Here is a 22,196-nt window from a genome sequence, read left to right on the forward strand (position 1 = left end):
AGCCAGTAGAATAAAGCAGGAGCAGTTATCGATCCCACTAGGTTACAAACCTCACGCCGCGATTAAATCGCCCCTAGATTGAATAAATTTCAATCCACAAAAATCAACACGCCCTAGGTTTATTCCTACTCAAAGCACTTACTACTAGCCCAATTCCCATCCCAAGCGCTGGCCATACTACCCAGATATAACTAGGCGAAGTTAGTAAATTTATAACGCTTAGCAAAGTTAAAATAAGTAAATATGCTTTAATTTTTTTGCCTATTGTAATTGTATTGCTCATTTATATTCTCCAAGTAATTTATGTCGCTATTATTGTTTTAATAAGCAACGTACACACCTGCCAAATGTCACTAAGTGATCTGACATTAGTCATTATTTTTCATTTAATTACATAGTTATTTATTACGTATAAAAACATAAAAAACAATACTTTAATCTATTTGTGTTAGAATCTAATCTCAACTAACCTAAACAAATATGCATAAGAGGATGAGCTAAGTGAGCGAAAAATCAAAAGATTGCGAAAAAGTGACGTGTAGTAACTGTGCTGACGCTAACGATCTCGAATTTGATTTTTCTATGGCTTTTCAACCGATTATAAACTGTAAAACTAATCTTATTTATGGCTATGAAGCGCTGGTTAGAGGTTTAAATGGCGAGTCTGCTTATTCTATTATTTCAAAAGTGAATGAAGACAACCGCTATGCATTTGATCAGCTTTGCCGTATTAAAGCCATTCAACTAGCTTCAAAGCTAGGCATAACATCAATGCTAAGTATTAATTTTTTACCTAATGCTATTTATAAACCAGAACGATGTATACGCACCACACTAGAAGCTGCAAAAAAGTATAACTTTCCAATTCAAAATATTATGTTTGAATTTACTGAAGTAGAAAAAATAGAAGACACCGCACACATTAAACGCGTTGTTGATTACTACCAGTCTCTCGGATTTAAAACGGCTACCGATGACTTTGGTGCAGGTTATTCTGGTTTAAATCTACTGGCTGACTTTCAAACAGATATTATCAAGCTTGATATGGCGCTAATACGCGATATAAGCAACGATAAAAAACGCCAATTAATAGTAACTCATTGCTTAAATATGTTTCGCGACTTAAACATTACCGCACTGGCTGAAGGAATTGAAACAGTAGAAGAATATACGTGGCTAAAAAACGCAGGTGTTGAGCTTATGCAAGGGTATTTATTTGCCAAACCAAGCTTCGAAAACTTGCCTGAGGTAACCTACGTTTTTAATTAAGAAAATCTACAATATTCAAACAATTTATTACAACCATTTAATTGCCTTATAAAACTGCATTAATATAATGCCCATTCTAGTAACAAGTTTACTCAATTATAAGAAGGGATACTTATGCGCTTTTTAATGCCACTCACTTTACTCACACTTAGCTGCACAGCGTCTGCAAACGCTGAGCAGTCAGAATCAAAACAATGGTTTAACTCTATAAACTACGCAAAAATTGATTCTGATTATTACAGCGATGATGTGTATGGGCTATCAACTCACTATTACTTTGAGGAACAGCAAAACTCTGGTGTTTGGGATGATTATGGCTACTTGGATACAGATAGTAATATAGGCTTAAATTATTTTAATTCAGATGGTTACAGTGGAAAAGGTATTTTTGGAGAAGGCTTTTACGGCAATGCTTTTGCAACTTTTGAACTACCTAACATTGGTGATGCCGACAACTATTCGCTTGGTTTAGGTTACTTGTTTGCTGATTCACTAAAAGTATCTGTACGTATGTTAGATTATGAATATAGTGATACAGTTTATTTTTTTAAAGCTCAGTATAATCATGAGATTAACGACACCGACTACATTGGTTTTACTGTTGAAACAGATGATGAAACAGAGTCGTGGGATCTATCATCACGTTACTTTGCCCACCTTTATGATGACAGCTATTTTGCTATAAATGTTGACTATCTAGATGTTGGCGACGACTCAGTTTTTAATGTACTCGCAAACTATTACTTCAATAAACATGTTGCGGTCGGTATTGGCTCAAACGATTCTGATTTAGTGATTGAAGGTAAGTACTTTATTAATGATAGCTACTACTTTACAGCTAATTACACTGATGATGATAACTACGATGTATACAACCTTAGCTTTGTAGCCCAATTTTAATAAGTACAAAAAAGCCGCCTTACTGGGGTCACTTCAGTCAAACAAGGCGGCTTTTACTAAACAACTATAACTTACATATTACCCAGCTCTATCATCATAGCTGTATACATACGCAAATTAAGCTCTAGTTGCTCAAGCGTCATAAATTCATGCTCTGAGTGACCTGTGTAGCGCTTACCTGGCATTGAAGGACCAAACGATACCGCGTTATCAAACAGCTTTGCATTAGTCCCACCACCAATCGATACAAAGTCAGCTTTTTCGTCACCCGTAAAATGCTTGAAAATATCAAGTAGCTTTTGCGCATGCGGCGCACCATCTAGTAGCATTGGAGTGCCAATAATTGTTTCTATGTTAGCAAGCGTTACATTGTTAGCAGCCTGCCAATTCGCGAGTGCATCATCAATTTGCTTTTGCAGTACAGCTTCGTCTTTACCCATAGGGCGACGTGCATTTACAGCAAGTGTTAGCGCATTACCATCGCGCTCAATAACTGTTGGTGCAACCGTCATCGGGCCCATAAAGTCGTGCTTATAGGCTATTTCGCCAAATTGTTTACCGTGAATGTCTAAACCAATTAACTGGTTTACAAAGTCGATTAGCTCGCCGTCGCTATTATTTTCAAGCTCCACGCCTTTAAATAATTCAGCCAAATACGCAATGGCATTTATACCTGACTCTGGCTCTGATGAATGTGCCGACATACCTTTAACGCTTATTGCTAAGCTATTACTTTTTTCACTAAAGTTAAATTCAACTTTATTTAATGTTTTTGCTTTTGCTTTTAATGTATTAATAAGTGCCGCGTCTGCATTGTGAAGTACTAAGCTTGCATCTTCTGGAATTTGACTTCTAAACGCACCGCCAGTTACATCCTTTACATATAAACCCGTCTGTGGTGATGTTGCATTAAAAGTAGGTGCAATTAAGCTCCAGCCTTTCTCGGCAACCACTACAGGGTATGATGCATCAATCGTTACTGCATATTTTGGTTGTTCATACGTTTTCATGAATTTAGTAAGCGGACCCCAATCAGACTCCTCTGCAAGGTAAATCATCAGCTCAATTCGGTTATTAAGGGTTATGCCTTTATCTTTAATTGCTTTCATGGCGTAAAGCGCTGTTGCTATTGCACCTTTATCGTCTTCCGTACCACGACCAACTAATTTACCCGGTTCAGATGTATCAATAATAAAAGGACTTTGTTTCCATTTGCTAGCATTAGCAGGTTGCACATCGCCGTGGGTTACTACCGTTACTTTTTCGCTTTGCTCGCCCATACCAATTAATACGGTGTAGCCTAAATCTTGATAGTCAAAACCAAGCTCTGCGGCTTTCATTTTTAAAAGTGCTTTAAAGCCAATAAAATCGGGATTTTGAGGAGCGCTAATGTCGTTTTTATTAACCGTCGGAAAAGCCACTAAGTTAGTTAGTGTGTGTATTTGAGCATTTTGGTAGGTATTTACTGCGTAATCGGCAACGCTATCAATATTTTTATTTAACTGCGCATGAGCACCAAATGCAAATAAAGCAATACTGGCTAAAGCTAACTTTTTCAAAACAATTCCCATTTAATTAATAACTAAGAGCATTAATTATAACGCTATGGGAGGCTTACATATAGCAATTTGTGGCAGGCACACAGGTAACTTAAGGTAAATATTTATATAGCAGCTTTTATGAGGATGAATGTATAATGCGCGACTTAAAATTAACAGGGTCTTTAATTGTGAACCGTCGTAAAAAAATCGTCACTAAATTTCAAAAGAAAGATAAACGCACTAACGCTAAACTACACAAAAGCAACAAACCTGGTTATGTGTCAAAAGCTGAGCGCGAAAAACTAGCTGAACAAGAAAGTAATGAGCCACAGGTAACCCAAGAGTAACTTTACGTTACCCGTTGCTTTGATAATTTAAAGTGGCAAAAGTAGCGACCACTTACATAACATATCACTCCCGTGGCAACTATAAGCTCAAACGTAGCTAAGTAATTAACTGTATCTACATATGGTATTGCGAGGTTTATACTTTGCATCCAGTCTTTCATTTTAAATAATGCAGTTGCCCCAATAACCATTGGAAATGTAAAAGCAGCGTAGCTCGGCGTAAAAGGTCTGCGTAATAACTTTATAAATAACACATAAACAATCAGTGTTTTTATTATCGCTAATATAAATAATGCCCCCACTATAACAAGTGATGGATTAGCTACAATATGAAAATACCCCGCTAATGTTAAACTGGCAGGCGCAGCTAAAATGGCAAGTGTTGGCTGTATTTCGTAGTCACTTTTTAATGCTAATAAAAAACGATAAAACATAATTGGCAGCATTATCGCGTACGTTGATATACCAATAACCAGCGCGCTATAAGCTAACCACGCTAATGTCGGATTTCCCGAAAAAGTAATATCTGCAATAATTATCCCTACTGGTGGCACAAACCAGCTGGGCGCCATATCCTCAAAGTTAAACTTTTTTGCTCGCTGGTATAAAAAACTCACCAAAAATGTGAGATGCAGCACAAAAGCTAAAACCCACATAATATCACCAGCCAATGGGTTAAATTGCCCAATTGAGTTTGAAATAACAAGATTAGCCATTGCAAATGTAGGGATCACACTTCCTGCAACTGGGTGTGCTAAATCGGCTTTTAATAAATGAGGGTGTAGTAAAAACTTAGCAGCCAAAAGTAAAACTAATACGCCAGCTAATACCGCTCCCAAAAATTGCCCTTGAGAGTTTAAATTAAAAACGTTTTCCCATGTCCATCCCATACTAGCAATACCCAAAGCTAAACCGGCCATAGCTGTTGGCGCACCCATCACTTTATTTTTAAATTGCTTAAACACTGTACTTCCTAATCATTGGGTGATGAACAAGTTACTGCTTTTTACTGCATTACCTTAAAATAACGCTGTAAAATTAATCCAAGCGTGCTTAATAGAACCCTTTTTGCATACAAATATTTCATAAAAACAAAAAACCATAACACAGCTACGGCTTTTGCTTTATTTTAAATTTGAATATGAGGTTAATTAAAACGCGTAACTAACGCTTACATTAAATGAACGACCTTGCCCTGCTAATTGCTCAAACCCGTTGCCGCTATCTTGTTTAAGCGCTGCAATACTTACACCGCCAAGGGGGAGCTGGTAATATTCATCAAACACGTTACTCACTTCTGCGCTTAGCGTTAATGAATCCCATGTGGCTTTAGAGCTTAAATTAATCAGGCTGTAGCTGTCTGTTTGGTTTTCAAAACGATTATTATCTACACGGCTTTTTGCATCTACCCACTGCCAAGATAACGCATTTTCAAATCGATTAATTTGCTGGCTAATACCTAGCTGGGTTTGCAGTGGTTTAATTTGATAAAGCGGCTGGTTGGTATCGTCGCGCTTACCTCTCGTATTAGTAACATTAGCGTGCAACTGCCAGTTACCTAAATCCTTAGATTCATAAATGTTGGCTGTTAAATCTATTTTTGCACCATATAAAATGGCATCTACATTAGTAAACTGCAAAATGTTACGCGCTGTATTATCTAAATCATAACTATTGAAGCTTCTTACAATATCAGCATCAATATAATCATTCACATCTGTATACCAAACATTGGTGCTTAAACGCCAACCATCATCTTTAGCCTGCTTAATATAAGTAGCACTTATTGTATGCGCTGTTTCAACGTCTAAATCAGGGTTACCAATATAGCCATTACCATCGCCATACCAACCAATCATGGTGGTTGCCATATTGCTTACGCCCCAGCTGTATCGCTCGTATAAATTAGGCGCTCGGTTTTTACGGGCAAGGCCAAATTGCAGCTCATCATAATTTGTTATTTGGTAGTTAATTAATAAATTAGCATCAACTATGGTGTCAGTTTTATCTCTGTTGGCAGCATTAAAGTTCTGTGCAGCAATGCTATTATCTGTAGACGTATCGCTCATGGTCATAGTTTCCATACTGCCTATACCCATCATGCTCATACCATCGTTGTAAGATTGAACCTCCCCAACGTGGGTATTAATACTTTCAATACGCACGCCTACGTTTAACCATAACTTTGTATTTATTTGACTCTCAAATTCAGCAAATGCCGCTATGCGCTCTCGTTTACCGTTATTTATATTTACGTAATCGTCTGGTCCCATCATGGTTGAGCCTTCAATACCTGGCCACCAATCATCAATGCTGTAATTGTAATATTCTTGAGCGAGTAAAATACTGCTGTTTTTATTAAGCGCGATACGCCATTTAAGCTGCGTACTTATATCTTGTGCATCGGTTTTCATTGGCATCATGCCTCTTTTTTCTTCACTGAAAAAACCCATTTCGTGCTTTACGCTATGCCAGTTAACTTGCCCTTCAAGCTCGCTGTTATCAAAAGAGCGTTTGTATTGAGCTATTGCGCCGTAACTGGTGTTATCGGTCATATCCATGTACTGATTTGCAAATCCCTGATACGGGATTTTTTGATGCGTTAGCTTTATCACTAATTGCTGTTTATCATCGCGCATAGCTGCGGTTAAACTATGATTTTGTGCTCGGTACAATGTATCTAACACTACATCGCCGTTACCGTCTTCATAACTATCTGCATCACTAAACGAGCCCTGGTAATTAAGGCTAAACGTGTCACTTGCTAAACGTGCACCTACGCCAAGTTTACGTCCGTTATCAACACTACTGTACTTTGCTGACACATAACCTGAGTGCCAACCTAATTCATTGCTATCGCTATACTGTGGTGAAATAGAATTAACGCTTATTACGCCAGCAATATTATCGCCGCCCGCGCTCACTGGCGACACGCCTGCAGCCACATTGTAAGACGAAATTTGATTAGCCGAGATATACGACAGTGGCGGGTTCATGTGATTAGCGCATGCAGCGGTTACATCTGCACCATCAATTAACACTTTAACTCTGTCGCCCATTAAACCATTTAAAATAGGGAGGTTAGATACGCCGCCCGCATCTGAAAAGTCGACACCTAAATCACTTAATAACGATTCTGACGAACCAAGTGCTAAATGCTTATTTTGAGCATGTCCGTGTACTTCAATTACTTCTAAAGGCGTATCGTCGGCAAATGCAAAAGGAGATAGCACACCGCTAATAAAAAGTGCGACAGGGGAAAGTAAGTAAGTTTTTTGAGTTTTGCTTTTATAAACCATTGTTAATTTATGCCACTGTAATAATTGGCGTAATTATAGTGTGAACTGCAAAAGCAAAAGCGCGACATATTGTCGCACTTTATCAATTAAGAATGTTGTTAAATTGCCCCTAGACAGAACCCTTCGTGCAGCGCGTGTTTGGCATTTATTCTACGTTATCGCCTATTTATGAGGAATAAACACTACATAGGCTCTGCCTTACTTAAATACCAAACATACTGCTGAAAATTCAACCTCAAAAGATAAGCAGGCCATAAATAAAGGATGGTTTTAATTATAAAAAAGAGCCAACAGTAAAACTGTGACCCTTATATAAAAATGTATTCTTTAAATTTTATACATTTAGCTGCGACACAATTTCCGACACCTTCTCCGCCCCAGCTTCAATGTCTTTTATAACGTCAGATACTTCTGAAATTAACTCTCGCCCTTTAACCGAGGAATCAGAAACAGATGTTATTTGCTTTGAAATATCATTGGTCAGCTCTTGATTGTTTTTTACAACCGTTGCAATTTCATTTGTAGAACTACTCGTTCTTGCTGCCAATTGTCTAACTTCATCAGCTACTACTGCAAAACCTCGGCCATATTCACCTGCTCTAGCGGCTTCAATAGCTGCATTTAAAGCTAGTAAATTAGTTTGATCGGCAATACTACTTATAGTAGAAACAATTGATCCTATGACCGCAGATTGTTCATTTAGATTTTTAATTAACTCAACTGATTTAAGGACCTGATTTACGATGGCATCGGAATTTGCGATCGAATCGCTTAAAATACCAGAGCCTAGTACGGCGGTTTTAACCGTAGAAACGGCTGATTCGTGTGCAATCGCTGCGGCTTCTGTAACGGCTCTGTTACGCGACATGCGCTCAGTTATATCCGAAGCAAATTTAATAACCTTTATCACGTTTCCCTTGTTATCTAAAATAGGGTTATATGTTGCCTCAAGCCAAATTATGTCTCCATTTGCTTTTACTCGTTTAAACTGTCCTGATTTGAATTGCCCTTTCCCTAACTCATCCCAAAAATGTGGGTTTTTATCGTAAAACTCGTCGGTGCAAAACATCCTATGATGCTCACCTGTTATTTCATTTAGCTTATAACCGGTAGCAGACAAAAAGTTGTTATTAGCTGTTAATATTTCACCTTGAGGGGTAAATTCAATCGTTGCCAACGCTTTGCTTAATGCTTCTGCAACTGCTTCTTGTGCTTTTCTTTGCGTGTAATTAGCCGTAATATCAGAGGCTATTTTAATTACCTTAACGACAACCCCATCTATTTCAACTGGAAAGTATGTTGCTTCTAACCATATTTTTTCGCCTTGGGAGTTATATCTTAAAAAAGACCCACTCACTGACTTACCATCTCTGAGATTTTTCCAAAATTGAGTATACTCTTTCGATTCCGCATATGATTTTTCACAAAACATACGGTGATGATGACCAACAACATCATCCTTGGTATAATCTACTGTGTTCAAAAATAATAAATTAGCGTCTAAAATAATCCCTTCAGCCGTAAACTCAATATAAGCAACATGCTTCGTTATTGCATTTAATACTGATTCTTTTTGAGCGACTTGTAACTCAAGTGCTTCTATTTTCGAGTTACTTTTATTTATACCAAACATATAAGCTGCCTTAGGGTAAATGTTTAATCTGAATGAGCTGTTTCTTTAAGCTCTATACTACAACTATAAAATTTAAATATAGGCAAAAATACAAATTTAATCTAATAAATTAGACTTTATGCGCCGCATCACACTAATTGACCGAAACTCTGGATAATCAATCTATCTCAAGTGGTTACTTTCAGCGCTAACTGCGTTTAATTTACTTGCAATAGGCCAGCTATTAACGCGTAAACTCGCCTTTTTTCACAGAAAATCTCTGGCTAGAGAAAAACCTCAATCTGAGTTTAGGTTAATTATCTAGAGCCTGTTGATCTTCAAAAATTAAAATTCACTCTATCTTGGCCGATTAAATCGCGGCGTAGGCTAGGTAACTGATCCTGCTTACTCTACTGATTTACATTGACATAAGAGTGAGTAAAGACAGCGCATGCTTTGCATTTACGCTACGTTATCAAACACTTATAGGAGTTAACCAGGGTACATAAGGCCACTGTGCTTAAAAGTAAACAAGTTCCTGTAAATTCAATTTCCAAAGATAAACGGGCTCAATAATAATCTATTTTATATATAAAAATATCACTATTAAATGCATAAATCGTATATATCTTATTTAATTTCAGTTTGGCACATGACGCCGCGCACTTTTTAACTTAATATAACCACCTGTTTATCTCTAAATCACGTCATTTTTTCTAGGGTCTGTTTATAGATTAAAATTCGTTCTATCTAGGTTCGATTTAATCGCGGCGCGAGGTGTGTAACCTAGTGGGCTAAGTAAAAACAGAGCAAAGCTTCCGCGTTCTGCTCAACACCTTTTACCTATATCCATGAGGGAATAATCACACTAACAAGCTCTGCCTTGCCTAAAAAACACACTGCAGTTAAATTCAATCTCGAAAGATAAACAGAATCTAGCCTATATATAATATTTTTACATATTTTACTGTTGCTTTTATCTATGTATTTCACATCAATTTCAAAGGATTTTTTATGACATCAGATGTAACGTCGGCATCTAGTCAACTTAACAGAACCGCTATTTTATTTGTATTAGCGCTCGGTACATTTATTTTAGGATTATCTGAATTTTCGATGATGCCTATGCTGCCACTAATTAGCGAAACATTTGGTTCAACGCCATCACAAAGTGGTTATGCAATTAGTGCTTACGCCATTGGTGTTGTCGTGGGCGCGCCTATTTTAATGCTAACAACTGCTAATATGAGAAAGCGCAAAGCATTGCTCATTTTTATAAGCTTAATGTTTGTCTCAAACGGATTAAGCGCGATGGCAACATCGCTTGAGCAGCTTGTAATATTTAGATTTTTAAGTGGCTTACCTCATGGTGCATATTTTGGCGCAGCTATTTTATTAGCATCGGATATTGCCCCAAAAGGTAAGCGTGCAAGCTTTATGTCTAAGGTGTTTATGGGTTTAACTGTGGCTACTATTGTTGGCGTGCCTATAGTTACACTTGTAGGTCAAAATTTAAGTTGGCGTTATTGTTTAGCTGGCGCTGCAGTGCTTGCATTTATTGCTTTTGTTTTTGTTTATAAAGTGGTGCCAAATATTGACAATGCTAAGCCTTCTAATTTACTAAACGAGTTTGGCGTACTTAAAAACAAACTGGTTTGGTCTATTTTAGGGATTGTAATTATTGGCTTTGGCGGGGTGTTTTGTATTTACACTTACATTGCCGACACCATATTAGTGGTAACAAAAACAGCCCCGTATACTATTTCTATCGCAATGGTAATGTTTGGTATCGGTTGTACGCTTGGTAACTATGTACTGGGTAAAGCAGCCGATAAATCAGCAATTAAAACCACTGGTCTTGCACTTGTATGTACCATTGTATTTGCTTTTACTTATGTAACGGCAAGCCATAATATTTGGGCTCTTTATGCGGTGATCTTCTTTATTGGTTGCAGTGTGGGCTTGGCTACGCTGATTCAAACGCTTTTAATGGACGTCGCCCCCGAAGGCCACGCTATGATTGGCGCCTTAGTACAGTGCGCATTTAATACTGCCAATGCTATAGGCCCTTGGGTCGGTGGAATTGCAATAGCGCAAGGTGCTGCACCTAATCAAACAGGTTATGTAGCAGCTGCATTGTTTTTAGGTGGTTTGGGTATGTGGCTATTAAGTTACTTACAACTAAACAAACAGCAACCAACAGCGCAAGCAGCTAATTAACTTGAGTTCTGGTTAATTTAAAATACAAAAAGAGCCGCTAATTAGCGGCTCTTTTTAGGTAAAATTAAGCGTTTAGTGATGCCATATCAATAACAAAACGGTATCGTACGTCAGATTTTTCCATACGCTCGTACGCCGTGTTAATTTCGTCTATGTTGATCATTTCGCACTCAGGTAGCACGTTATTTTCACCACAAAAGTCGAGCATTTGTTGCGTCTGTGCAATACCACCAATAAGTGAGCCTGCAATACGACGGCGACCCATTAATAATGGCACTGTATTTACTTCATCTACCGGACCAACTTGACCAACAATAACTAATGTACCATCTACATCAAGTAGTGGCGTGTAAATAGATAAATCATGTTTTACAGGGACTGTATCTATAATGACGTCAAAGGCAGATTGCGAGTCTTTCATTTCGTCATCATTAGATGACACTAAGTAATGCTGAGCACCTAATTTAACGGCATCATCTTTTTTAGATTCACTACGACCAATAACCGTTACGCTTGCACCCATCGCAACTGCATTTTTAACAGCCATATGACCAAGTCCGCCTAAGCCAACTACACCCACACGGCTACCTTTTTTTACGCCCCATTTATGCAGTGGTGAGTAAGTAGTAATACCAGCGCAAAGCAATGGCGCAACGCGCGAAAGGTCTAAATTTTCTGGTACTGAAAGTACAAATTCTTCACGTACAACAACATGTTTAGAATACCCACCTTGGGTCATTTCACCACTAATACGGTCTTTACCTGCGTATGTACCAATCATACCTTCTCGGCAAAATTGCTCTTCGTGATTATCACATTGATCGCAACTTTGACACGAGTCAACCATACAACCAACAGCAACAGTGTCGCCTTGCTTATATTTTTTCACGTCGCTACCTACCGACATGACTTTACCTACAATTTCGTGCCCAGGTACTAACGGGTAGTCACTGCCGCCCCAATCATTTCATACGGCGTGTAAATCTGAATGGCACACACCGCAGTATAAAATTTCAATTTCTACATCGTTATTTCGTAAATCGCGGCGCTCAAAAGAAAACTCTGTCAATTCAGAACCTTGGCTTTTTGCTGCATATCCTACTGTTTTCATAATAACTCCATAGTGGTTAAAAATTTAAATCATCAACAGCATAGCCCATAGCCCGTGAATAGAACCTGACAATATAAAATAGGCACAAAAAAAGCCCAAACAGTGTTTGGGCTTAATCGTTAGTACTAGGGCGCTAAATTTAATTATTTTGCAAGTAAGCTGTTTAGTTCATTAATTAATGTATGAATGCGCTGTGCATTTTTGCCTAAATCACTACGTCCTACTCGCGACTTACTACGAATATCGACAAAACGTTCGCTGCCTTCATCGTTAATGCGGACAACGACATCATCTTTAAAACCAAACCATGTTGTTGTATCAGTCGCTTCTACAAGACCTAAACTTGTATCTGTGTTAACAAGTTCCCAACCCAAGTTTTTCACTGCTTGCTCTGTAGCTTCAAGCAAATCAGTTTTAGATTGAGCAAAACTAAGCGTTGCAAGTTCTGGGTAAGCTTTGCGTTGTTCAATTGCGGTTTCTTCGCCTGCATAGGCAACTGGGTTTGGCGCATCAACACGAAGTGGTGCAATAGCTACAAACTGAGGGGGGTTAACTAAGTCGGTAGAAATATCATGTATTGGCGGCACACTTTTAGCTGTGTTCATCATATTTAAAGGCATTGCTATAGCCACTGCTGAAAATACAACCGCAATAGCTGCACTACCAAATGTCACGGTTTTGCGCATAAAGATTATCTGTATTAAAAGTAGCACAAGTGCAGCGCCACCTGCATAAACGCCAAATCGAAAGCCTGTAAATGCAGTTCCTAGTTCTACAATACCAAATTTGTACAAAGGCCCAGGCAGAACGACCAGCAAAAAGGCAATTAAACTAACTAAGCTCACTAAAATTTTCATTTTATGATTCCTTTATTATGTGTGATTTTTATTATTAAACAGATAAACGCTATTAACGAGTAGCTTATACTGCCTATAAGTGCTTTTAGATTACTATTAGCGACTAATTACACAAAAAAGTCCAATGTTGTGTGATCAAAGTTACTTAAATTAGGAAAAATATCAACAAGCTCAGAGCTCGGCACACCAAACCACTGAGCCAATGTGGCAAAGTACTGCTCATTTGCAACGCTTGGAATTAAACGCCCGCCACTGGTATCTTGTGGGCCATCTAAATGCTGAGTTAAAAGCTCACCATATATATCGCCACCCTTTACTGCGCCGCCCATTACTATTTGATTCCCTGCCCAACCATGATCAGTACCATCGCCATTTGAGGTCAACGTACGACCAAAATCAGACATAGTAAACGCAGTCACTTTATCTGCCATATCAAGCTCTTTCATCGCACTATCAAACTCACTAAGCCCTTGGGCTAATGTGCTTAGCAATACAGGGTGAGTATCTAGCTGATTATCATGGGTATCAAACCCGCCCATAGACACAAAAAACACTTGGCGCTGAGTACTTAATTTTGACTGCACGCTAATTGTTTTAGCAACTGCTGCTAACTGCTCCGATAAACTTGTATCACTAAATGAAGTAATTAACGCTGGCGCTGTTTCTAGCGCATTATTCATCGCTTGGGTGTTATTAATCGCCGACTTGAAGCTATCAGCGTAAGCACTACTGAGGGGATGAACTGTATTACTCATAATCCGGTTCATTATAGTAGTTACATGTTCCATGCGCGGCTTATAATCACTAAATGCATTAATTTTACTTATACCGCTTTTATTAAGTGCAAATGCTTTTGTTTGATTACCCGTTTGCCAAAGGTTTGTACCATCAAGCGATATATTAGCGGCAAACTGATCTTGCTGCTCTAAGCGCTCAAGTAAACGTGCGCCCCACCCACTATTTAACGACTGTTTTTCACGCCCATACATCCATGATGCCTGCTGATCATTATGCGAGAACAAATGTTTGGGGATCGTCACTGTTTTATTTTTATAATCATCGAGAGTAGTAGGTGAGAGTAAAGTTCCAAGGCCGCCAACAAACGCTAGATTAGACGAATCAAACACACTTTTAATAGGCGCAAGCGAAGGATGCAGCCCAACTCCACCAACAAAATTAGTTGCACTATTAAGTGCTATAGGCGCCGAAACAGCAAGGTTTTGACGACTTTGTTCATACAAACTACGTTGCTCACCTTCTAATGGTACTAGCATATTAAGTGAATCATTACCGCCATATAAAAACACACACACCAACGCTTTGTAATCCCCCAACTCAATCGCATTTACTGACCCCGTTAATGCTTGCAGTTGTAAACTTGTTAACGCGGCCGCCGACACACCGCCTTTTAAACATAACGACAAAAACTGTCTTCTATTTATGCTCATTATGTCTCTCCTAATACTGCAGATTAAATTCAGGTGAAATAGCAATTATGTAAAGTAAATACGATACCCGTTCTCGATATTCGTCATCATTAAAGTATGCATCTAAATCAAGTAATGCTTGGCGCGTATCAGCACTCATTAAACCGGCAAAATATAAAACATTATACTGTTCAAGTAAGGCACCTACCCCGTTACTTTTTAAAAAGCTCATATCGCTCTTGATATAAACATATAACTCTTTGGGATTTAAATCATCACGTGCTTCTGCAGTTCCCCATACTAAACCTGAGAAATGCTCGTTCATAGTGCCAATTAATGTAGTATCACCCGCTATTTGTAATTCCGGTGCGACTAACTCATCACTGCGTAATTGAGCTGGCTGATAATCGGGTCTAAAAAAGTTAAATACAGATGGCGAACGCATTGGCCCCTGCCCATAATTATTTATTAAATTCCATGTTCTATACTCCCCTTCTAAAGACCTTGCATCAAGGTTTCGCCAAAATTGTACTGTTTTTAGTAAGGGCTCCTTAACTTTTCCTTGATAGCTTAAAACACTGCCAAAATGACGAGCCTCGTCATCCAAGTAAATAGCTTTAATGACAGCCGCTAAATCCCCACGCACACCATCGCCATTATCGTTAAACACATTAGCCACTCGCTCAATATATTGAGGGGTTGGATTTGATGTAATTAATCGTTGAATTAGTTGCTTAGTAATAAATGGTGCTACATTCGCGTGATTAAATAAATTATCGAGTGCTATTTGCAGTGATTCCTCTGGCCCATAGCCCTCAGGGATTACTTCATTATTTAAAAGTACTTTTTGTTTACTTGAATGGTATTCGCTAAATGCTTGCATTGGTTTAATATAATCACGGCTTTTGCGTTTAAACGTTTCACTATCGGCAAACGTCCAACCAGTAAATACCCGTGCAAAGCCTTCAATTTGAGACTGCCCGTAAGTGGCAATGGTATTCCCTTGGGCATCAAGCTTTGCGCTACCATCTTTATTTAGCTCTTCAAGCCCAATGGTAAATAACTGCATTACTTCACGTGCGTAATTTTCGTCTGGACGAATGTTAAGTGCATCATCTGCTTTTTCGTTACCTAAATGGCTTAAATAAGTCCCCATAATTGGCGAAAGCGTGACATCCTCTAGTAACTCCCGGTAATTACCAAATGCATTTTTAAGCAGTAAATCGTAGTAGGTAACCATTCCTTCTGGTTGAGAGCTTAAGCTGCTGTTGGCATCCGACACGACTAATATCTCGCTCAATGCAAATGCAACGCGCTGGCGAAGCTGATCGTCACTGCGCAAGGTCGCCTTCCACCAACCATCAATACGGTTGATATATCTAAAGTCATCTTGATCCGGACTTTTGACTAAATAACTTCGGTGGTATTCAATTGGCAATGCTATTTGGCTTTCAAGCCATTGCTGCTCACTTAACCCTTGGGCTTTGCGTATTTCATTAAGTGTTGGCCCCATACTACCTTGGTGTAGCAAACGTGCAGCAGCAAATTCATCCATCGCGTTTCTGGCAATAAAACTTACCGTTTTAACTGCAATAGCACCTTCGTTGTCCGTTGCAGTTACATTAAAGGCATACTCTTTTGGTGAATAACTCAATGCTGAAGGAATATTTATTATCACAGAGTTAGCAGCTATTGGCTCATCAAGTACCTTAAGACCAGCAGTTTGCTCCCAGATCACACTTGTTATTGTGCCGTCGTTATCGCTCGCTGTTGCAGTTAATTCAATAGTTTGGCTTTTGGTTATATCGCTTGGAATATTAGCCACAGATAAAATAGGAATTTCATTTCCGTTAATAGTTGGCGTATCATCTGAGCCTGAACCACCGCAAGCACTTAGTAGCAAAACTGAGCTTGCCATCAAAAAATATTTATAATGCATGAAAGTCGTCATCGTCTTTTAATAAAGGTACATTACCATGTACCGAGTTTGATGCATTTATTGAAACACAAAATTTACAATTTAACCCTTTATTTTTTGTAACCGAAACTTGACTAACCCTCAAAAACACAAAAAATACGGTGGTTTAAATTAGCCTGGGCTTTATTATTTATGAAAACAGAAATTAGCTATCGTTTTGAATCTTCACAAGTTGCCAACCGATTTTCACATGAACTAAAAAATTGGTCTGTTAACGATGTAAAAACTCGTCTTTTTAATGGTGGCGACAGTGTAAAAGTAAGCTATGAGTATGACGAAAATGGGTTTGATTACACTATTGCAGAACTTGATGACCTAGCTGAGCGACACGCAGGTAAAGAAATATAAGTAAACAAAACCCCTCTCATACGTAATTTATTAAATATAAATACGTTAATTACTTTTAACACGCTAGAGATGAGTCTGGCAGTGTTATTATGGGTAATATACAACGCATTAGAGTGCCCTTATTAAGCTCACTCTCAATTTCTATAGATCCCTTATGTTCCTTTAATACGTTATATACAATAGCCATTCCCATTCCAGTTCCCTCACCTACAGGCTTTGTAGTGTAAAATGGTTCAAAAATATGATTGACTGTTTTTTCATCCATTCCGCAGCCATTATCGGACACTTCAATGTAGATATTTTTCTCGTCTGAGAATAAATTAACAAGAATTTCTCCTTGCTGGTCTTGTACTAAATCACAGGCATATTTAGCGTTTAGTAAAAGGTTTACGAAGATTTGATTAATTGCCGATAAATTACAATAACTTAATGGTAATTCATCATCCGAACACGTTATGTTGCATGTTTTTAATTGATTAGCGAGTAACTTAATAGCCCCCTCTAGCGACTCTCTAATATTAGCCATAGCCATGGAATTATTTTTAGGTCTAGCAAAATTAAGTAAGTTATTAACAATTGCCGCAATTCGCTGTAATCCCTCATGCGTATCATTTAATAGTTCATCTAGATCATCTAAAATAAAATCAATATCACTTTCTTTATCAAGTTTTATTAGTAATGTTTCCATCTCTGCAGCAGATATTGATTTATTAATATATTGTTTTGCAACAGTCATTAATGCTATCAGCGTAGGTTTAAAAAATTTAATACTTTCAAGGTTACTTGTTACATATGCCAGTGGATTATTTATTTCATGGGCAACACCTGCCGATAGCGTCCCTAAAGTAGCCATTTTTTCACTTTGCATAAGAGTAACCTGCTGATTTTTTAACATGTTAAGCTTTTCTTCAAGATCTTGGTTTGCACAAAATAATGCGCGTGTTTTATCCTCAAGTAGCATCTCTAGTTCATCTCTTGCTGCTTTTTCACGAAGGTATGCTTTTTTGTAGTTGTGGGTATCTTCACTCATTGCCAATCTCATATTTAACTTCAATTACACATTTATCAAAACCATTATGCATACATTCAACATGATTTAGCGCCACCTCAATACCGTAATGAGAGGCTGCACCAAAAATAAGCCCTTCAGCGCACATGCACAGCTGCCTTTTGGAATAGTAATACATCAAAATAAATCCATCTTCAATAAGCTCTGCTTTAATTTCTGGTAAATTTGGCTCTTGATATAGTTTTGCAACTTCAACATGAATCACCTTATCGATACCCATAATTAAGTCCGCAAACCCATTAAAGTTTTCAACTATTGTAGGGTGCCGGCCCCTTAAGTGGCCAAATAAATACTCACCAAATGCCTTTAAAACATCAGGCATAGACATAGATAAAGCATCAGCTACATCTTGCGCCAACCCCACTATTTCTTCATCTGGATAGCTTTCTGCTGAAATATAAATACGATCACTAGGTGCATTTTTTTCAAGTAAATCATCCCACGCAGCCATGCCGCACTTTTCAATAACGAGGGCTTCAAGTCCTCTAAAAATAACACCTTTCATACATCCCCTCGTGTATCACTTTTTAAAACTTAAAAACCATTGTTGTACATCTTCTAGTATTTTCAAATCATCAATAAAGTCATATTCAGTTTGATTAAACTCAATTACTTGCTGGCAATAAGCATGCTCAACAATCATATGAATAACAGTTAATGATATCCCCTCATCCACAGGTAAATCATCCAGTAACTGCGCCCTAACAATTGACTTTTCAAACCCCCAAAGCGCTAATAAGTAGGCACTAAGAGCGTACTTAGGCACGTTTTCATCTTCGTTATCTTGCACAATACACATAGCAGCTAATTCACCAATAACACTAAGCAAACCAACTGCAAATGCAAACAACTGTGTTTGCCTATCTTGCTTTAAATACTTAGCGAGCGATTGCGCCATACTTGCTTTTTTATATCCTTTATTAATTAACTCATTAAGCGTCTCTTGCTTAGCCTTATTAAGTAATTGTTGAGACAATTCAGAAAAAACCACAATCGCCTTTAAACTAACTAAACCAATTCTTATAATCGCCTCTTTTAAGTTTGTAGTTTGACTATCAAACCCCATAAATGCGGAGTTGGCTACCTGCAAAACTTTTCCCGTTAATACAGGGTCGTGGCTAATATTATTTTCTAAAATAGAAATGTTTGGCTCATTTTTATTTAACTCACTTAATAAGTTTTGAGTCACAATACCTAAAAATGGCAAGTCTGAAAGCTGCCCTAAAATAACGCGATGAGGAGCATGAATAGGAAGTAATTTTAATAACTTAGCGCTGTCTAGCACCGCTATTAAATGTTTTTGTGTAAAAGGTTTTACAAGATGAAAGTGGATTGTGTTGTTAACTTGTAGTTGATAGTTACTACTTAAATCACTGGTAAATAAACATCTTAAGGCTGTAGGACAGATCGCTTTAGCGTGCTCTAGTACTTTAAGCCCTGAAGAAAGTGGCATCATAGAATCACAAAAAATAATGTCGGGTGTATTATTGTTTTCTATGTAACGTTCAAATTCAATAGGTAACTGTAAGCAGGCTACAGTTACATTTGCACATAAGCGGCTCAACGTTCTTGCTAGTGCACGTAATAATAATTCGTCATCATCAATTAAAAGTATATTTATTTTTTGCTCATGCATTCACTATACCTTCGCTCATAGCTTAGTTCTTAAGGAACACAGACCGTGTGACTTCCTATCTTAAAACGGCAAATATCATTGTTTTTCTCAATGCTTTGCCGCTTACAATTTACCGCTAGTAGCTCAAATACACGATGTATCTTATGGCTGCACCGTGTTTGTTCTATGCAATCCAGAATATCATCCAACCAAAGATAACTGCACTTACTCGCTCTAAATGTCGAGATCGCACACTTAAACATACCCGCTGCACTATGGCAGATAAAACGCTTGATAAGTGTTTGCAGTATGCTCAGCCAAACCAATGATTCGGCAATATGAGGATCTCGTGTGATGAACCCTTTAAGGTTATTCCATGACTTTAGTTCTTTGAAAAACAACTCAATTTGCCAACGAGTTGCATATATATCGAGTAGTTCGTCAAAGCTAAACTGTGCCTCTTTTAAATTAGTAACAAGGAAAACGGGGCGCTTTTCATTCGGTAAATAGATAAGCCTGTACTCGGGCCCATTTTTCTTCCAACGTACTGTTAATTCAAGTGGTTGGCTTGCGAATTTATCGAGTAACGTTTTGATTTTAATGTTCTTTTCTTTAAGTTCTATACCCGCGCAATAAGCTGATGTAACGATTGGGTTAATGTTTTTATTTGCTCTGATCAAAAAATATCCGCCATCTTGAGCTACTTGCTCAAAGTAATCTAAGTCAAAATACCCAGCATCAGCAAGTAATAACGTATCTTCAAGTGTGTGGCTACCTGGTAAAAAGGCGCGCTCAGTTTCAACATCAGGACGAATATCTATTTCGCAGGGTTGTTCATTAAATAGGTCATAGGTAACGTGCAACTCAATTGCGGCAGGACTTACAGCAGTAAAACGACCAGCAAAAACCTGCGCTAATTCATCATGTAGAGCAAATGAAGAACCATCTTGCAATAACACTCGCTGTACTCCTCGCTGGGTAAAAAAGGTTTTATCCAGCGTGTTTACAGTCAATTTAGACATCGCTTGAATAACGAGCTCACGGACAAGCTCAGTCAAGGCTGGTTTTCGAATTTGATTATGAAAGGGTTTATAACTTATCGTGCAATTAGCCTGCGTTCGCAAGTTTTGATGGATATCTGACAAGTTAGCGTCTTGCAGGCAAGATAAGCTTTTAAACACGGCTTTGAGCAGAGAAACGATCGACAGGCAACGGTGTCGAACTTGAAATCCAGAGGTTTTTGCAAGCTCAATGAGGTGTTTTTCTGAGATAAGGGCTTTTAATTGGTTTGAAACTTGGTTAATCTGCATGTGAACTCTGTTTTTAGTCATGTTTTTATTGGCGTAACTATTTGATCATTAACAGAGTTCAACTTCAAGTTTTCTTAAGATCCAACCTATGTACCTTCGCTATAACGTATTAATTTCTAATCAAAGCGTAGTATAAATTCACAAATAGACATAAAATGAAAAGGGCCTAATCGTATTAGAGATTCATAGGATTAAGATAAAGCCATTGAGCTCTGATAGGATATACTTAATTACTGCACAATTAATGTTAAACCAGCCGGTTAAATAGATTGAATGAAAAATATATTTTTAATAGCACCTTTTTTATTAGTTTTATAAACGACAAGCTTCGCCCACTGATTAATAAAACATACCGTTCCAACTCAACAAATACTTTAATTGGTCAATCATTAGCTGGTCTGCTTTCAAGCGATATTTTATTTAATCACTCTGCAACTTTTAATTATTACGTAATAATTAGCTCAAGCTTATGGTGGGCCAATAATGAATTACTAAATAGCCCTTTTGAGCCACAATCGTTTCCTCAATCGGTTTATATTGACGTTGGTAAAGAAGGTGAATTAATGGAAGGCGATTGCATAAGAAAATAGTGCCTATTTTTGGTAATAAAAGCCAAGTGAAATTAGGCTATTTTAAAAACCTAGATCACGCCGATACTCTGCATCTAGCTGTATACGACGCTTTTACATAGATTAACTACCATCCAAAAAAGTAATTAATAAAAATGCTTATAAGACTTTAAGTATTATTCATGGTATTTGCGGATCATCGCCACTTTGCCGTTTTCAATTTCGATTACTTCCATCATTGTGGAGGTGTATTCTATTGGCTGCTTACTTTGTGGGTGAATACCTTTTGCAAAATTCTTATAACGAATAGCAAAGCCTGTATCGTTAAACACAAATGTATTAAGCAGTGTGCTTTCAAACAACGTGTGTGCACCTAAGTAAAAACTCATACCTTTGCGCATCTGCTTTTTACCATCAGGAGTACGTGAGTCATCCGGTTGATACGGAATGTGCTGATTGCCAATATCATCGGTTAACAATGCAAGGTAAGCCTCAAGCTCTTTAGTACCTGCGTTGGGTGCTTGTGTGGCGGACATTGTTTTATAGTACTGCTGCGCAAACGCTTTTAAGTCGAGTGGCTTTTCAGCATTCGCCGAAAAAGCAGTTACTAAAGCCAAACCTAATGCTAAAAGTAACCTCATTGACTATTCCCTGTAGCTAAAAATATTTTATAGGTACATTACCTTAGTAAGTTCAATAATCAAACAAAATCAGTTTTAAGTGA

The 22,196-nt window shown here is 37.9% G+C and carries 19 protein-coding genes and 1 pseudogene; 6 read left to right on the forward strand and 14 right to left on the reverse strand.

Features of this window, described 5'->3' with window-relative positions; all coding sequences use genetic code 11:
• Positions 1-103 precede the first annotated feature (103 nt).
• Complete coding sequence (locus AOR04_RS12525; protein ID WP_096793523.1) at positions 104-283, reverse strand: 2TM domain-containing protein; 180 nt, start codon at positions 281-283, stop codon at positions 104-106.
• A 218-nt stretch (positions 284-501) separates the two neighbouring features.
• On the opposite strand from AOR04_RS12525, the gene AOR04_RS12530 reads away from it, so the two are divergent.
• Complete coding sequence (locus tag AOR04_RS12530; RefSeq protein ID WP_096793524.1) at positions 502-1,269, forward strand: EAL domain-containing protein; 768 nt, start codon at positions 502-504, stop codon at positions 1,267-1,269.
• Between the two features lie 114 nt (positions 1,270-1,383).
• The gene (locus AOR04_RS12535; RefSeq protein ID WP_096793525.1) at positions 1,384-2,169 is read left to right on the forward strand and encodes a putative porin; all 786 of its coding nucleotides are present in this window, start codon (positions 1,384-1,386) and stop codon (positions 2,167-2,169) included.
• A 71-nt stretch (positions 2,170-2,240) separates the two neighbouring features.
• Here the strand turns inward: AOR04_RS12535 and AOR04_RS12540 are convergent, their stop codons facing one another.
• Positions 2,241-3,728 carry a dipeptidase gene (locus AOR04_RS12540; protein ID WP_096793526.1) on the reverse strand — a complete coding sequence of 496 codons (1,488 nt, stop codon included), beginning with the start codon at positions 3,726-3,728 and terminating at the stop codon, positions 2,241-2,243.
• A gap of 137 nt (positions 3,729-3,865) precedes the next feature.
• Here AOR04_RS12540 and AOR04_RS12545 point away from each other — a divergent pair, with 137 nt between their 5' ends.
• Entirely contained in the window at positions 3,866-4,057 is a 192-nt protein-coding gene (locus AOR04_RS12545) for a DUF2986 domain-containing protein (RefSeq protein ID WP_198403000.1), read from the forward strand.
• Between the two features lie 2 nt (positions 4,058-4,059).
• Here AOR04_RS12545 and AOR04_RS12550 read toward each other — a convergent pair whose 3' ends face one another.
• The 3 genes from AOR04_RS12550 to AOR04_RS22070 form a co-directional block, all read right to left on the reverse strand.
• Positions 4,060-5,022, reverse strand: a complete 963-nt coding sequence (locus AOR04_RS12550) for a TDT family transporter (RefSeq protein WP_096793527.1) — start codon at positions 5,020-5,022, stop codon at positions 4,060-4,062.
• A 186-nt stretch (positions 5,023-5,208) separates the two neighbouring features.
• Positions 5,209-7,356, reverse strand: coding sequence for a TonB-dependent receptor (locus tag AOR04_RS12555; RefSeq protein ID WP_096793528.1), 2,148 nt, complete (start codon positions 7,354-7,356; stop codon positions 5,209-5,211).
• A gap of 334 nt (positions 7,357-7,690) precedes the next feature.
• On the reverse strand, positions 7,691-8,989 hold the full coding sequence (locus AOR04_RS22070; protein WP_096793529.1) for a methyl-accepting chemotaxis protein: 1,299 nt from the start codon (positions 8,987-8,989) through the stop codon (positions 7,691-7,693).
• Positions 8,990-9,946: 957 nt separating this feature from the next.
• On the opposite strand from AOR04_RS22070, the gene AOR04_RS12565 reads away from it, so the two are divergent.
• Positions 9,947-11,188 (forward strand): MFS transporter, encoded by a 1,242-nt coding sequence (locus AOR04_RS12565; RefSeq protein ID WP_257790461.1) that lies wholly within the window; start codon positions 9,947-9,949, stop codon positions 11,186-11,188.
• A gap of 64 nt (positions 11,189-11,252) precedes the next feature.
• On the opposite strand, the pseudogene AOR04_RS12570 reads toward AOR04_RS12565, so the two are convergent.
• From AOR04_RS12570 to AOR04_RS12585, 4 genes and pseudogenes are all read right to left on the reverse strand, one after another.
• Positions 11,253-12,299: pseudogene (locus AOR04_RS12570) on the reverse strand (NAD(P)-dependent alcohol dehydrogenase).
• A gap of 143 nt (positions 12,300-12,442) precedes the next feature.
• Entirely contained in the window at positions 12,443-13,156 is a 714-nt protein-coding gene (locus AOR04_RS12575) for a DUF1499 domain-containing protein (RefSeq protein WP_007376175.1), read from the reverse strand.
• A gap of 107 nt (positions 13,157-13,263) precedes the next feature.
• A complete protein-coding gene (locus AOR04_RS12580; protein ID WP_096793531.1) occupies positions 13,264-14,604 on the reverse strand; it encodes a DUF1501 domain-containing protein in 1,341 nt (446 codons plus the stop codon).
• A 10-nt stretch (positions 14,605-14,614) separates the two neighbouring features.
• Complete coding sequence (locus AOR04_RS12585; protein ID WP_096793532.1) at positions 14,615-16,522, reverse strand: DUF1800 domain-containing protein; 1,908 nt, start codon at positions 16,520-16,522, stop codon at positions 14,615-14,617.
• 171 nt (positions 16,523-16,693) lie between these two features.
• Here AOR04_RS12585 and AOR04_RS12590 point away from each other — a divergent pair, with 171 nt between their 5' ends.
• Positions 16,694-16,909, forward strand: coding sequence for a hypothetical protein (locus AOR04_RS12590; protein ID WP_007376172.1), 216 nt, complete (start codon positions 16,694-16,696; stop codon positions 16,907-16,909).
• A 55-nt stretch (positions 16,910-16,964) separates the two neighbouring features.
• On the opposite strand, the gene AOR04_RS12595 is transcribed toward AOR04_RS12590, so the two are convergent.
• Genes AOR04_RS12595 through AOR04_RS12610 form a run of 4 tightly spaced genes read right to left on the reverse strand, consistent with a single transcriptional unit; the run spans position 16,965 to position 20,903 of the window.
• A complete protein-coding gene (locus AOR04_RS12595; protein ID WP_033023292.1) occupies positions 16,965-17,939 on the reverse strand; it encodes a sensor histidine kinase in 975 nt (324 codons plus the stop codon).
• Positions 17,932-18,483, reverse strand: coding sequence for a heme NO-binding domain-containing protein (locus AOR04_RS12600; RefSeq protein ID WP_096793533.1), 552 nt, complete (start codon positions 18,481-18,483; stop codon positions 17,932-17,934). The genes AOR04_RS12595 and AOR04_RS12600 overlap by 8 nt, the downstream gene beginning before the upstream one ends.
• 15 nt (positions 18,484-18,498) lie before the next feature.
• Positions 18,499-19,614, reverse strand: coding sequence for an HDOD domain-containing protein (locus tag AOR04_RS12605; protein ID WP_096793534.1), 1,116 nt, complete (start codon positions 19,612-19,614; stop codon positions 18,499-18,501).
• Positions 19,615-19,643: 29 nt separating this feature from the next.
• Positions 19,644-20,903, reverse strand: a complete 1,260-nt coding sequence (locus AOR04_RS12610) for an IS4 family transposase (protein ID WP_157770536.1) — start codon at positions 20,901-20,903, stop codon at positions 19,644-19,646.
• A 269-nt stretch (positions 20,904-21,172) separates the two neighbouring features.
• On the opposite strand from AOR04_RS12610, the gene AOR04_RS12615 reads away from it, so the two are divergent.
• Entirely contained in the window at positions 21,173-21,493 is a 321-nt protein-coding gene (locus AOR04_RS12615; RefSeq protein ID WP_096793535.1) for an alpha/beta hydrolase-fold protein, read from the forward strand.
• A 155-nt stretch (positions 21,494-21,648) separates the two neighbouring features.
• Here the strand turns inward: AOR04_RS12615 and AOR04_RS12620 are convergent, their stop codons facing one another.
• Positions 21,649-22,113 carry a nuclear transport factor 2 family protein gene (locus AOR04_RS12620; RefSeq protein WP_096793536.1) on the reverse strand — a complete coding sequence of 155 codons (465 nt, stop codon included), beginning with the start codon at positions 22,111-22,113 and terminating at the stop codon, positions 21,649-21,651.
• Between the last annotated feature and the right edge of the window lie 83 nt (positions 22,114-22,196).

The organism is Pseudoalteromonas sp. 1_2015MBL_MicDiv, from assembly GCF_002407505.1.
GTDB lineage: Bacteria > Pseudomonadota > Gammaproteobacteria > Enterobacterales > Alteromonadaceae > Pseudoalteromonas > Pseudoalteromonas fuliginea.

Coding starts and splice junctions, on each gene's coding strand:
- AOR04_RS12555 (WP_096793528.1), bottom strand. CDS start 7,356: ATGGTTTATAAAAGCAAAACTCAAAAAACTTACTTACTTTCCCCTGTC.
- AOR04_RS12545 (WP_198403000.1), top strand. CDS start 3,866: ATGCGCGACTTAAAATTAACAGGGTCTTTAATTGTGAACCGTCGTAAA.
- AOR04_RS12575 (WP_007376175.1), bottom strand. CDS start 13,156: ATGAAAATTTTAGTGAGCTTAGTTAGTTTAATTGCCTTTTTGCTGGTC.
- AOR04_RS12580 (WP_096793531.1), bottom strand. CDS start 14,604: ATGAGCATAAATAGAAGACAGTTTTTGTCGTTATGTTTAAAAGGCGGT.
- AOR04_RS12590 (WP_007376172.1), top strand. CDS start 16,694: ATGAAAACAGAAATTAGCTATCGTTTTGAATCTTCACAAGTTGCCAAC.
- AOR04_RS12525 (WP_096793523.1), bottom strand. CDS start 283: ATGAGCAATACAATTACAATAGGCAAAAAAATTAAAGCATATTTACTT.
- AOR04_RS22070 (WP_096793529.1), bottom strand. CDS start 8,989: ATGTTTGGTATAAATAAAAGTAACTCGAAAATAGAAGCACTTGAGTTA.
- AOR04_RS12595 (WP_033023292.1), bottom strand. CDS start 17,939: ATGAGTGAAGATACCCACAACTACAAAAAAGCATACCTTCGTGAAAAA.
- AOR04_RS12585 (WP_096793532.1), bottom strand. CDS start 16,522: ATGCATTATAAATATTTTTTGATGGCAAGCTCAGTTTTGCTACTAAGT.
- AOR04_RS12605 (WP_096793534.1), bottom strand. CDS start 19,614: ATGCATGAGCAAAAAATAAATATACTTTTAATTGATGATGACGAATTA.
- AOR04_RS12610 (WP_157770536.1), bottom strand. CDS start 20,903: ATGCAGATTAACCAAGTTTCAAACCAATTAAAAGCCCTTATCTCAGAA.
- AOR04_RS12620 (WP_096793536.1), bottom strand. CDS start 22,113: ATGAGGTTACTTTTAGCATTAGGTTTGGCTTTAGTAACTGCTTTTTCG.
- AOR04_RS12600 (WP_096793533.1), bottom strand. CDS start 18,483: ATGAAAGGTGTTATTTTTAGAGGACTTGAAGCCCTCGTTATTGAAAAG.
- AOR04_RS12535 (WP_096793525.1), top strand. CDS start 1,384: ATGCGCTTTTTAATGCCACTCACTTTACTCACACTTAGCTGCACAGCG.